Source organism: Bermanella marisrubri, from assembly GCF_012295615.1.
Lineage (GTDB): Bacteria > Pseudomonadota > Gammaproteobacteria > Pseudomonadales > Oceanobacteraceae > Bermanella > Bermanella marisrubri.
Genome location: NZ_CP051183.1, coordinates 1327473 through 1339798, shown reverse-complemented (window position 1 = coordinate 1339798; position 12326 = coordinate 1327473). Strand labels below are relative to the sequence as shown.

General features: G+C 42.9%; 10 protein-coding genes. 1 reads left to right on the top strand and 9 read right to left on the bottom strand.

What is annotated here, in order from left to right; all coding sequences use genetic code 11:
• Genes HF888_RS06175 through HF888_RS06165 form a run of 3 tightly spaced genes read right to left on the bottom strand, consistent with a single transcriptional unit; the run spans position 1 to position 2701 of the window.
• Positions 1-1032, bottom strand: a complete 1032-nt coding sequence (locus HF888_RS06175; RefSeq protein ID WP_007016401.1) for an NAD(P)H-dependent glycerol-3-phosphate dehydrogenase — start codon at positions 1030-1032, stop codon at positions 1-3.
• Positions 1033-1034: 2 nt separating this feature from the next.
• Positions 1035-1517 (bottom strand): STAS domain-containing protein, encoded by a 483-nt coding sequence (locus HF888_RS06170; protein WP_007016400.1) that lies wholly within the window; start codon positions 1515-1517, stop codon positions 1035-1037.
• On the bottom strand, positions 1514-2701 hold the full coding sequence (locus tag HF888_RS06165; protein WP_007016399.1) for a response regulator: 1188 nt from the start codon (positions 2699-2701) through the stop codon (positions 1514-1516). The genes HF888_RS06170 and HF888_RS06165 overlap by 4 nt, the downstream gene beginning before the upstream one ends.
• Positions 2702-2919: 218 nt before the next feature.
• Here HF888_RS06165 and HF888_RS06160 point away from each other — a divergent pair, with 218 nt between their 5' ends.
• Complete coding sequence (locus tag HF888_RS06160; protein ID WP_007016398.1) at positions 2920-3216, top strand: PilZ domain-containing protein; 297 nt, start codon at positions 2920-2922, stop codon at positions 3214-3216.
• A 75-nt stretch (positions 3217-3291) separates the two neighbouring features.
• On the opposite strand, the gene HF888_RS06155 is transcribed toward HF888_RS06160, so the two are convergent.
• From HF888_RS06155 to hrpA, 6 genes are all read right to left on the bottom strand, one after another.
• Positions 3292-4014 (bottom strand): MlaA family lipoprotein, encoded by a 723-nt coding sequence (locus HF888_RS06155; protein WP_007016397.1) that lies wholly within the window; start codon positions 4012-4014, stop codon positions 3292-3294.
• 180 nt (positions 4015-4194) lie between these two features.
• Positions 4195-5094, bottom strand: a complete 900-nt coding sequence (locus HF888_RS06150; protein WP_007016396.1) for a porin — start codon at positions 5092-5094, stop codon at positions 4195-4197.
• A gap of 215 nt (positions 5095-5309) precedes the next feature.
• Positions 5310-6071 carry an HvfC family RiPP maturation protein gene (locus HF888_RS06145; RefSeq protein ID WP_007016395.1) on the bottom strand — a complete coding sequence of 254 codons (762 nt, stop codon included), beginning with the start codon at positions 6069-6071 and terminating at the stop codon, positions 5310-5312.
• The gene (locus HF888_RS06140; protein ID WP_040297385.1) at positions 6064-6903 is read right to left on the bottom strand and encodes an HvfB family MNIO-type RiPP peptide maturase; all 840 of its coding nucleotides are present in this window, start codon (positions 6901-6903) and stop codon (positions 6064-6066) included. Before HF888_RS06140 ends, HF888_RS06145 begins: the two co-directional genes overlap by 8 nt.
• Positions 6904-7023: 120 nt before the next feature.
• Positions 7024-8145 carry a beta-ketoacyl-ACP synthase III gene (locus HF888_RS06135; RefSeq protein ID WP_007016393.1) on the bottom strand — a complete coding sequence of 374 codons (1122 nt, stop codon included), beginning with the start codon at positions 8143-8145 and terminating at the stop codon, positions 7024-7026.
• A gap of 207 nt (positions 8146-8352) precedes the next feature.
• The gene (gene hrpA, locus HF888_RS06130; protein WP_007016392.1) at positions 8353-12249 is read right to left on the bottom strand and encodes an ATP-dependent RNA helicase HrpA; all 3897 of its coding nucleotides are present in this window, start codon (positions 12247-12249) and stop codon (positions 8353-8355) included.
• Between the last annotated feature and the right edge of the window lie 77 nt (positions 12250-12326).

Below are 12326 nucleotides of genomic sequence, written 5' to 3'. Positions count from 1 at the left end.
TTAGGCTCCTCTAGGCAGTGAAAACTCCACGTCAGTATTGTATTCGCCTGTCATGAGTGAGTTGGCCAGCTGACTCACCTCAGCACCTTCGAACAATACCGCATATAAAGCACTAGCAAGTGGCATATAAATACCTTGCTCGTTGGCTTCATGATATATGTACCGTACCGTATTAACACCCTCTGCGACTTCACCCAAAGCTTCAACCGCTTGTTCTAACGTTTCACCCTTACCTACGGCATAGCCCACCCGATAGTTCCGACTTAATGGGGACACACATGTAGCAACCAAATCTCCCACACCGGCTAAGCCTAAAAATGTCATAGGATTTGCCCCTTGCGAAACCGCAAAACGGCTCATTTCTGCGAGACTACGAGTAATCAATGTCGCTTTGGTGTTTTCACCGAAACCTAATGCAGCAGCCATACCAGTGATAACCGCATAAATATTTTTTAGGGCACCGCCAAGTTCGACGCCATACATATCGGCATTCGCGTATACCCGGAAGAAGTTACAACTCAAACTTTTCTGAATGAAATCACGTACCCGCTTATCTTTACTCCCAATAACCGTAGCCGCAGGCTGACCTTGGCCAATTTCTTTCGCTAAATTGGGGCCGCTAATGACCCCAATAGGGTTACTAGGAAAAGTCCCCTTCAAGATATCACTCATCAAATTGAACCCTTCTGGTTCAATACCTTTAGTAGTGCTAATCAACATCTGCTCGGGCACTACTAAGCCTTGGGTACGCTCAACTAACTCTCTAAAAGACTTAGAGGGAACTGCATAAAATAAAACCTGGCTGTCCTTGATCGCAGACTCAAGATCTCCCGTTGCTTGAATATTGTCATGCAACTTTACGCCAGGGAGATATTGTTTGTTCTCACGTTCCTGTTTGATGTCTTCAATGGTCTTTTCATTGCGCATCCATAAATCAACTTGAAAACCATTAGCGGCTAAAATATTCGCAACCGCTGTTCCAAAGCTACCACCACCAAGAACCGCAGCTTTGTTACTGTTTAAATCTGTCATAATTAGTTTTCTTCTAAACTTTTAACCAGGTCTTGAAACGCATCACGATTATTCTCGTTCATATCCATTAGTAATTTATGCGCTTGTAAGACTTGCTTCTTCATTTGCTCTTCGGAAACCGTTTGTTCCGGAAGTTCCTCTAAGTATTCGACTTTAGATACTAGCTCATTAACGATATAAAAAACTTGATCGAAGCCCATGCTCGTGAGGATTCTATTGACATCGTCTCGCGTAGAGACAATCGTAGGCAATTGACCGTATTTCTCTTTATACAGAATAGAAATTTTCGCAAGCTGCCCCAAACAGGTAGAGTCAATACAATCTGTCTCGGTCAAATCAATGATGACCGTTTTAAAAAACTCATCAGCAAACATTTGATCGGTGTATTGATCCAATGTAGAGCATAAATTCAGACGTACATCGCCTAAAAATTTAACAATATATATGCCCTGACTTTGGGCCACGAGAATTTTTCCCGGGTTCATATAGAGTCGGTCCTAGATAAGGAGAGCAAAGTGATATCATCTGGTATTTCTGTACCATCTTTAATATTCAACAGTTTGGCTAGATTTTTCACTGCTAGCTGTCCCGTTTCTGCCCATTCTAATAATAACGCTTCTTTTTGCGCCAAACTCTCGCCTGGCATCACTTCCAATATTCCATCAGACACTGCCAACAAGCGGAAATTACCTGTTATTTCTTTATCGTAGGTCTGATACTGCGCCGCGGCAAATAATCCGGCAGGTTGGCTTTTCCCTTGCAAATATTCTGCACCATAATCCGTGCACAAAATCGGCATTGGAAATTGGCCGCCAACACTATAAGAAAGCGTTCCTTTTGGCAAATCTAACATGCCCCAGAACAAACTTACGTGTTTCCCCAATTGTGCATCCACTAGTTCTTTGTTGATTCGGGATAGAACATTGTCAGGAGTCAGAATTTCTTGACTAGACTGACGCCTAAGGTTTCGACGCAATCGATTAGTGAGATTTTTAAGTAATACAGTGATAAATGCAGAAGACGCGCCATGTCCGCTTACATCAGCGACATAGAAAACAATTTTATCGGCAGAGATCGGAAAGTAGTCAATGAAATCACCGCTTAAATACAAGCTTGGAATAATGTGATAATCAAACTCAACGCCTTTTAACTGGCTCTGAGGGTCTGGCAACATGCGCTTTTGCACTTCTCTTCCCGCTTGCTGATCAAGGCGAAGTTCCTCTAGACGATGCTCCAACTGTTCGTTTTTGCGCTCTAATTGCTGGCGATAGTTTTGATTTTGCAAAATCAGACGCAATTGGCGCAAGTTACGCTTAATACTGTGTTCAAGTACCTCTAAGTCAATAATCGGCTTGATTAGGTAGTCGCTCGCGCCCAATCGCAATGCTTCGACTACGTCGGCCATAACGCCGGCACCTGAGATAACAATAAAGGGGGTATTGGGGTTGGATTTGTTGATGCTCTGCAATACCGCCAGACCATCCATATTAGGCATGCGTAAGTCGCACAAAACAATATCCGGGTTTTGACTATTAAAGCATGCGATACCCTCAGTACCATTGCTTGCCTCTATTACATCAAAACCACTGTCTTCAAGGTAGGTGACAATACTATCTCGAACGATGGCCTCATCATCGATGACTAATACTCGCCCACTAAGCTGTTCCATATATGCCTACGTTTCTTATTCTTACGGCGTTGGCAACCTTAACCCGAGTCCTGCTGGGGCGCAAGACGAAATCAAGACGATCGTATAGGCATCAGCAAAAAGCGCTAAATCGCTCACAACCTATACAGATTGTCATGAATATTGCATATGAGAAAATTGGTTGATGCGTATACAGAAGTTTGACACAGTGTGTCGAGGCCACTAAGAGGACAATAACAATGAACTTAGCCAACGCCTATGAGGAAAAACGCGACTTCATCCGGATGAGAGTCGAATCCCCAATTACCCTCACAATCAAAGACAGACAGTGTCAGTGCATATGCGCAGATTTAAGCGGCACAGGCATGTGCATTGAGACAAAAGAGATTCTTGATATAGACGATGAGATCGAGGCATTCTTGCCCTCATACCAAAATAAGTTTGCGCCTCTGCACGCACTAATACGCATTCGCCGCGTACTGAAAACCAAGGACCAGTATTCGTACGGTGCAGAAATTATTGAGTTATTGAGCTAGGACGCTGTCATGATAAGCGGGTTGATCAACCCGCTCTTTCTTTAAGTGATCGCTCCATGAATAGAGAGGATAACGTTAAAAGTCGTATTCCTCTTCGAAACCTTTATCGAAGCCATCATCAAAATCGTTGGCCTTTTCACCATCCGTAACCAGGTATTCACGGCGTTGCAGGTAAATACTTCGCATGAACGAGTATTTGTCACCACTTAGGATCCCTTCTGCCACCATCAGGTCTGCTCGAATGTCCACATATTCGCTGTAAACCGATCCCCAGTACACTCTGTTCTCTTCGAGTAACTGAACTTGGGGATCTAAAGTATCTAACGTAAAGACCTCTACAGAAAAACCCGCTGTATCACGAACCGTACTTGGCCCTAATAATGGTAAAACTAGATACGGACCAGAGCTAACCCCCCAATAACCTAAAACCTGGCCAATATCTTCATCATGCTTTTCCAACCCTATGTACTTGGCAACATCAAAGATACCTAGAATTCCCACCGTGGAGTTGACTAAAAAGCGTCCAGTATCACTCAAAGCCTGTAGGAATTTGCCTTGGGCCAAATCACTTACGATAACAACGGGTTCACCCAAGTTATTAAACACATTGGAGATAGCGTCATCGACAAACTGTGGAGCGGCATTGCGATAAGCTTGTGCCACAGGACGAGCAGCGTATTTGTCCATGGTTTCATTGAACGCAAAGACCTTCCGGTTCCATTCCTCCCAAGGGTCGTCCTCTTGGGCTATGCCCACTAACGGCAAGCAGCAGAAAAAGAATAAAGCTAAGTATTTCACAATGTACTCAATGTTATTTAGGCGAAGCGGCAATTAAAACAGTGAACCCTTATAATCTCAATGTTAGACCACATAAAAACCAGTGAACATTGTGTTTACACGAAGTTATGAATCAATAGGCACAAAAAAACGGCTCATATTTTCATATGACCCGTTTTTGATCTTGCTTGTTTCGCTAGATTAGAACTTGTGTACTAGGCCGATGCGTAGTTCATTTACTGCATCAGCATCGTTCTGTTCTTCAGAATCAGCATAGAAATATGCTGTGGTTGTTTTAGCAAGTTTGCGATCTACGCCAATAGATAGGGTTTGTACTTCGTTAATGCCACCCTGATCGTCAATTGCCTGTTCGGCCGTTCCAAACTGAGCCTTAAAGGTATGCAATCCTTTAGTCAAAGCTGCATTGAACGCGAATCCAGTGTCATCAAAATTCCCCTCTTCCGCATAATTTACAATGGCACCTAAACGGATATCACCTTGCGTTACGATTGCTGTGGCGCGCAGTACGGAATCTAATTTTGCTACATCCTCGGAATCAGGAACATCTTTATCATAAGCTACAGATGCGTAAATATTGCCTTTTTCAAATACACCACTCACTGAGTAGCCATCTGAACCTTCTTCTAAAATAGCAGAAGCTGATACAGTAAGGTTACCTAATTTTTCACTAGTATAATTGATGGAGTTGTTGTCGCGGTTTTCACCTAACAGATTACGCTTTATGTCGTAAATATCATTGAACAAGTCAAATTTACCCTGTGACTTCTTCAGCGGTGTATCCATTTTACCCAGCTTAACAGTTCCTAGACCTTCATATTTCAAACCAACATAAGTACCACGTGCTTTGAGGCCGCCTTCATCTACATTATGTTGATATTCCGCTTTATAAACTAGCGTTGCGAAACCAAGGTCGTCAGAACCCTTGATACCTAAACGACTTGCATGGCTGTCCATGTTGAACTCTTCAGTGGAGTCGTTGTAGGCGGTTGAAACGTTAAATTTACCGTAAAACTTGGTTTCAGCATGTGCTCCTGCACTAAGGGCAACTGCGGCTAGAGCCGTTACGATAGGCTTTTTCATGGTCTTTTTTCACCTTATTGTGTTATCAAACTGAACATGACAGAAATATTACGATCAGTTTGTGACAGATTTATTACAATCTTTCATTTTTATGACATTTGGATGTCTTTTTTATTTCAGACGGGGCCTGATAAAAGCAAACATTATCCCCTTTACAGGATTTTCTCAACTACCGCATTAAACCAAATGTCATCACAATAAGTCGTACGCCAAAATTAAAAGGTAATTGCCTTCAAGATGGTGAGGTCCTTCCACTGCTCCATAATATGCAAACCTCCCGAGGTCACCTGATTAGAGTCCAAGTTACTCTCTTCGGCGATATCACCTAGGATTGTTAACAATGGTTTGGTTCTATTACTTTGCAAACGCTCAAACAACAATAAACTGAGCGGATTTACCTCCACAAAACCGACCTGGTCCTGCTGATTGCGATAGATCAATAGACAAGTAAGCTCAGGTTGAATTTCGACGCCTACAGCAGCCTTGTGCACTGGATATTGATAAGATACGCCCCAAACTGCTTCTTGAACGGTATAGCGTAGGTCTAAGTCGATAGTATTAATAGGTGCGGTGTAATCTTGATGGTAATCTGCGCGATCGGCCAATAACTCCATCCATTCCCAATGGGCTAATTCCAGCGCATATTCAGGCAGGTGAATACCTTGCTTGATGATTGCATCCCGATTTGCCTGTAAGAAGGTTAAGAATTCTTCACTGATTTCTAAAAAGTAAGGAGTATCTGCTGAGTGTTTTTGAAAAAACGTTCGGATAAGCTGCAACCAAACCTCTTCATCGATTATGCTTTTGAGCACAGGAAAAGTACCAGATATAAAGCTCTCGATGTTATTGAAGAAGAGCTCCCGATAGATCTTTAAACGCCGATCCTCAATCGTACCCAACTCGCCCGAGATCTCTTGGTCAGGGTAGCGAATACTTTGAGCAAACTGTCGCTGCAGTATTTTAAATTCTTTAGCCATGCTTAACCAATCCTGCTTCACCAGCTGCCATTTGTATCGATTTAATCTGATTGGTTTCTGTGAGTAATTCATCCATCGGAGGGAAATTAAAATCGCGTTCTAATACTGTAGGCCTAACACCATGAACGTCATAGGCATATGCCAGTAAATCCCAAACATCTTGTTTAACAGGGGACCCATGGGTATCAACTTTGAGATCATCGGCTTCGTCATAGTGTCCCGCAATGTGGATATAGTGAATTGCAGCGCTAGGTAGGCTACTAATATAATGATACGGGTCAAAGCTATGATTAATGCTGTTAACGTAAACATTATTCACATCAAGTAACATCTTGCATTGGGTTTCACGTAAAATTGCAGTGGTAAAAGATAGCTCATCCAAATCGCCGAACTTTGCATAAGTACTGACATTTTCCAAAATCAAAGGTCGCTCTAGAATATCCTGTACTTGGCGTACACGACTTGAAACATGGGTAACGGCTTCCTGAGTAAATGGGATTGGCATTAGGTCATACATATGCCCGTGATCGCTACAGTAGCTCAAATGCTCGCTATAAGTTTCTATTCCATGCTCATCAAGAAATGATTTTACGTCTTTGACAAAGGATTCATCTAATGGATCTAGGCTACCAATAGAAAGTGACAAGCCATGACATGCAAACGGAAAACGCTCTGTTAAACTTCGTAATACCTTACCAAACCGACCTCCAAGACCGATCCAATTCTCTGGGGCAATTTCAAAAAAATCGATCTGTTGCGGGGTTAACTGAGACATTTCCTCAAGCATGCCTCGCCTCAACCCTAAACCTGTTCCAAATATTGTTGAGCCCATGAAAGACCTCTAGCAAGTGTGTCTATCTATTTGACGATATATTCTCGATTTTGTTACAGAGACTTAGAACATAAAAAAGGGGCATATAGCCCCTTCGTTATCTGACTTCACTTTTTACGCTTAAAGCTTGCGAATGATCACGCTACCAATGGAATAACCTGCACCAAAGCTGCAAATCACACCTAGATCACCAGATTTCAGGTCTTGCTTATACATGTGATAAGCAATGACCGATCCTGCCGAACTGGTATTCGCATAACGGTCAAGAATAACTGGCGCCTCTTCTTCTGTCGCGGCACGGCCCAATACGCGTTTGGCGATCAGTTGATTCATGCTTAGATTCGCTTGATGCAACCACATACGCTTTAGCTGATCTGCCTGCAATTCGAGTTCACTTAAGTGATCACCAATCTGTGTCGCTACCATAGGACATACTTCTTTAAATACTTTACGCCCATTTTGGATGAATAACTTATCTGGCTTGTTTAAGCCAGATTCGTCACAGCGATTTAAAAACCCTGCGTTGTTGCGAATGTTATTGGAAAATACAGTTTGAAGTTTACAGCCTAGAATTTCGTACTGCTCTGAACTATTGGCTGTGTCTTTTGACTCAACGATGACTGCAGTACAGGCATCGCCAAAGATAAAGTGGCTATCGCGATCACGGAAATTTAAATGGCCGCTACAAATCTCAGGATTCACCATAAGTACGCAGCGCGCTGCGCCATTCTCAACGGCATTGGCAGCCGCTTGGATACCAAACGTCGCACTGGAACACGCAACGTTCATATCGTACGCAAAGCCTTGAATACCGAGAGCAGTTTGTACTTCCACAGCGACAGCTGGATATGCACGCTGCATATTAGAACAGGCAACAATGACAGCATCGATATCTGCCGCCGTTTTGCCTGCTTCTTCCATAGCTTGCTTGGCAGCAGTAATCGCCATATCGCACTGCAAACTATTTTCTTCATTACTGCGTTCAGCAATAAATGGCTTCATGCGCTTAGGATCAAGAATACCTTCTTTATCAATTACATAACGGCTTTTGATTCCCGATGCTTTCTCAATAAACGCACTGCTACTCGGCGACAACGCATCAATATTTCCAGCTTGAATTTCAGCTGCGTGTTCACTATTGTATTCTTCTACAAAGGTATTGAATGACGCTACCAATTCATCATTCGATATGGCATTTTCTGGGGTATATAAACCGGTACCACTAATCACTACTTGCTTCACTCACGCTCCCCTATTATTGCTGCATTTTCTATTGGGCCATATCCTATAATTATTCTTGCTCAACCTTGAGTATGACAAAACTATAAAACAAGATAGCGGTATTGACAATTATTCTCAAACTTTAGGTTAGTAATTGCCAACTCCCTCACCCTTTACTCACAGTATTTCAAGCGTTTTAGTCGCTAGAACTGATAGGCTAGCTTACCGTCACTGTTGATAGCTTTCCTTTGCAATTTGTAACTGAGCTTTCCAGCGCTTATCACTCACCGGAATTACAGTGCCTAGCTCCTGAGCAAATAGACTTACCCGATATTCTTGGATCATCCAGTTCAACGTCAATACTTCCGGATAACAATCCAGACTTGCCGGTAAATCTGAAAGAAGTTTCTGGTACTCTTCGTTCCAAGCACTGACTTTCAACTGTTGCAACTTGTCTTTTTGCACGTTTCCTTGCAATTTCGTTAACCGCTGAATCATGGACTTGATATAACGTGGATAATGCTTCAGCCACTCTAAAGGTACAAAACCTAAGAATCCTTTGGGCATAAGCGCTTGTATTTGATGCTTAATATCACTTACAGCAAACGCGAAAGCCAGTTGATTGTGTTTTTTCAGTGCTTTATTGAGCTCATGATACTGCTTCAGTATGTCTTTTGTAATGGGCAGAATTTCATCTAGACACTCGCCAATATTCGCTCTTCCCTCGTCTTTCACTTTAATATAATCACTGTGAGTATGAGGGTTGTCCTGCCAACAAAAACTATTCGCAAACACTTGCCGGGTAATGCTTTCTAACAATTCAGTTTTGTTGCCCAATTGAGAGTAATAGATAATTTCTTGCACCAACTGCTTTTGCACGCTCTTATGAATCACACTCACTTGATCTTTTAACTCAAGCTGCAATAACCGCAAGATTCCCTTTCGTGTTTGTACAGCCTGCTCATCCGCACGGTCTAATAACTTGATATCAACGGACGTCTGCTGATCAATCAGTGCTGGATAAAGCGTCACTTGTATCCCTGCTTGCGTAAGCTGGTATTCCAGAGGTAACTCATTGAAGTCCCATTGCGTAATGCCTTGGCGCTCAATATCATTTTCTTCATCCGCTGAGAACTGTTCTGCTACATCACCTACTTCATCCAGTAGTTTTTGCCAGTCACGCCCTTGCGCCAGTAGATCATCCTCAGCGCCAATCACTTTGATATTCATTCGATAGTGATCATCAATACTGGCGATATTGAAATCGTCAGCAGACACTTTTATGCGTTTTTGTTGGTAAACATAAGCGCATATTTCAGCCAATAAACTTTGATCCCTATTTGGCTGCTGACTAAGAAAGCCATCAGCAAAGTCAGGTACAGGAACCAATTGCTTTCGTATGGGTTTCGGCAAAGCCTTTAATAAAGCAATAACTTTGTCGCGGATCATACCGGGTACCAGCCACTCTAGGCGACCAACGGGAAGCTGTTTAAGGATCGGCGCTGGCACCATGACACTGACACCATCTTCTGCATGACCAGGCTCAAACCGATAGCTCAACGGATAAATCACTGAGCCATGAGAAAAATGGTCTGGAAACTGTGCTTCCGTTACATCGCTTGCAGCGTGCTGCATGAGGTACGATTTTTCGATTAATAACGTATCGTCGCCGTTTTTCTTACGCCATTTTTCAAAGCTTGCGGTATCAGCAATGTCATCCGGTACACGCTCAAAATAAAATTGAAATAAACGCTCTTCATCAATCACAATATCGCGACGACGGCTTTTATCTTCTAACTCGGCCACCTCTTCCATTAACGCTTGATTATATTCAAGAAAATCCCCTTGGGTTTTGATTTGACCTTGCACGAGGGCTTCTCGAATAAAGATTTCGTGACTGACAACGGGATCAATTTGCGCATAACCAATGCGACGTCTTGGAATAATGATCAATCCGAACAAGCTTACTTGCTCGTAGGCCATTACTTGTCCACGTTTAATCGACCAGTGAGGCTCAAGATAGGTTTTCTTTACTAGGTTTTTAGCCAATGGTTCTAGCCACTCTGGCTGAATCGTCGCGTTCATTCGACCATATAGTTTCGAAGTCTCAACTAATTCGGCGCTCACCACCCACTTCGGTCGCTTCTTGAAAATACCACTACCAGGGAACAGCAAGAATCGACGATTGCGCGCTCCCTTGTAATCATTTTCATCGCTCTTTTGACCAATATGGCTTAGGTAACCAGACAAAATACACTTATGCAATTGATCATAAGAACTTACTTCTTTGTTTTCGACAAACTTCAACTCTTTGCAAAGAATACGTAATTGATAATGCACATCACGCCACTCACGCATGCGCATATAATTCAAAAAGTGCTTTTTACAAATCTGGCGAAGCTGGTTGTTTGATAGCGCTTGGCGCTGCTCTTCGTACCAATTCCAAATATTAATCAATGTAATGAAATCGCTTTCATCATCACGAAATTCAGCGTGTTTCTGATCAGCCTGCTGCTGCTTTTCAACGGGTCGCTCTCTTGGATCTTGAATGCTCAATGCAGACGCTATGATTAGCGCTTCTGCCAATGCGTGTTTGGCGTTCGCTTCAATAAGTACCCGAGCAATACGGGGATCAACCGGAAAACGACTTAACTGACGTCCAATTCTGGTGATGTTGTTTTTCTTATCAACTGCACTTAACTCTTTCAGCAAGTTATAACCGTCTTTAATGAATCGATTATCGGGCGCATCCACAAATGGAAAGGCATTGACGTCACCCAGTCGAAGCGAGAGCATCTGTAAAATAACGGCAGCGAGATTGGTCCGCTGAATTTCAGGGTCACTAAACTCAGGTCGTGATAGAAAATCTTCTTCACTGTAAAGCCGTATGCAAATACCTTCACTAACACGCCCGCAGCGACCTTTACGTTGATTTGCACTGGCTTGAGAAATGGGTTCAATGGGCAGTCGCTGGACTTTAGAGCGATAACTGTAACGACTTACTCTCGCCACACCAGTATCCACAACATATCGGATACCAGGAACGGTCAATGATGTTTCAGCAACATTGGTTGATAAAACGATGCGTCGCTTACCACCAGTGGGTTTAAAAATGCGTTGTTGTTCACTGCTGTTTAGCCGGGCATAAAGTGGCAGTATTTCTGTTTGCTTAAGGTTGGCTTTTTTCAGTGCCAGTGATGCTTCTCGAATCTCTCGCTCACCACTCAGAAATACTAATACATCACCAATTTGTCCACGCTTCGCATCTTCTCTTTCGAGCTCATCTACGGCATCGATTATGCCTTGGTACATATCTCCTTCTTGCTCATCATCGGTGTCCACGTCAACAATGGGACGATAACGAACTTCCACAGGGTAGGTACGACCCGATACTTCGATCACAGGTGCATTATCAAAGTGCTCAGAAAAACGTTGGAGGTCGATGGTTGCGGAGGTTATAACGACTTTTAAATCAGGACGCTTAGGCAAAAGTTGCTTTAAATAGCCCAGCAAAAAATCAATATTTAAGCTACGTTCGTGGGCTTCGTCGATAATAATGACTTGATACTGATTCAGAAAACGATCATTTTGAGTTTCAGCTAAAAGAATGCCGTCGGTCATCAGCTTAAGTAAAGAGCTGTCTTTGCTTTGGTCAGTAAAGCGAACTTGATAACCTACTTGCTCACCAAGGGGAACATTGCATTCTTGAGCAATACGATCAGCGACGCTGCGCGCTGCCAATCGACGGGGTTGTGTATGAGCAATCTTACCGTATTTGGCTAAACCTAATTCCATACAAATTTTAGGCAACTGAGTGGTTTTACCAGAACCCGTCTCACCCGCAATGACAACGACTTGATTATTAGCAATGGTCTCGGCAATTTCTTGCTTTTTTTGGTTGATAGGGAGTTGATCGTCAAACTCTAAACGAGGACAGTCTTGCTCGCGATGGGAAACGATATCGATGCTTTTTTGCATCTGCTGGGCTAACTTCTCGAAACCTTTATCAATGGGCTGCTTGCTTTGCAGCCTTTTTTTCAAATAACCTACTTGCTTGCGGAATCCATGGCGGTCCCGAATTAAGGTTTCATCTATCTGTTTGGCTAGTAAGTCTAACTCTTTCAACGCTACTACAACCTACATTCATTTGTTGTCATTTTGATTTGCTCTGACGCAAAACGCCCCCAATGCAAGCATAGGGG

Coding starts and splice junctions, on each gene's coding strand:
- HF888_RS06160 (WP_007016398.1), top strand. CDS start 2,920: ATGAACTTAGCCAACGCCTATGAGGAAAAACGCGACTTCATCCGGATG.
- HF888_RS06175 (WP_007016401.1), bottom strand. CDS start 1,032: ATGACAGATTTAAACAGTAACAAAGCTGCGGTTCTTGGTGGTGGTAGC.
- HF888_RS06145 (WP_007016395.1), bottom strand. CDS start 6,071: ATGGCTAAAGAATTTAAAATACTGCAGCGACAGTTTGCTCAAAGTATT.
- HF888_RS06165 (WP_007016399.1), bottom strand. CDS start 2,701: ATGGAACAGCTTAGTGGGCGAGTATTAGTCATCGATGATGAGGCCATC.
- HF888_RS06170 (WP_007016400.1), bottom strand. CDS start 1,517: ATGAACCCGGGAAAAATTCTCGTGGCCCAAAGTCAGGGCATATATATT.
- HF888_RS06150 (WP_007016396.1), bottom strand. CDS start 5,094: ATGAAAAAGCCTATCGTAACGGCTCTAGCCGCAGTTGCCCTTAGTGCA.
- HF888_RS06140 (WP_040297385.1), bottom strand. CDS start 6,903: ATGGGCTCAACAATATTTGGAACAGGTTTAGGGTTGAGGCGAGGCATG.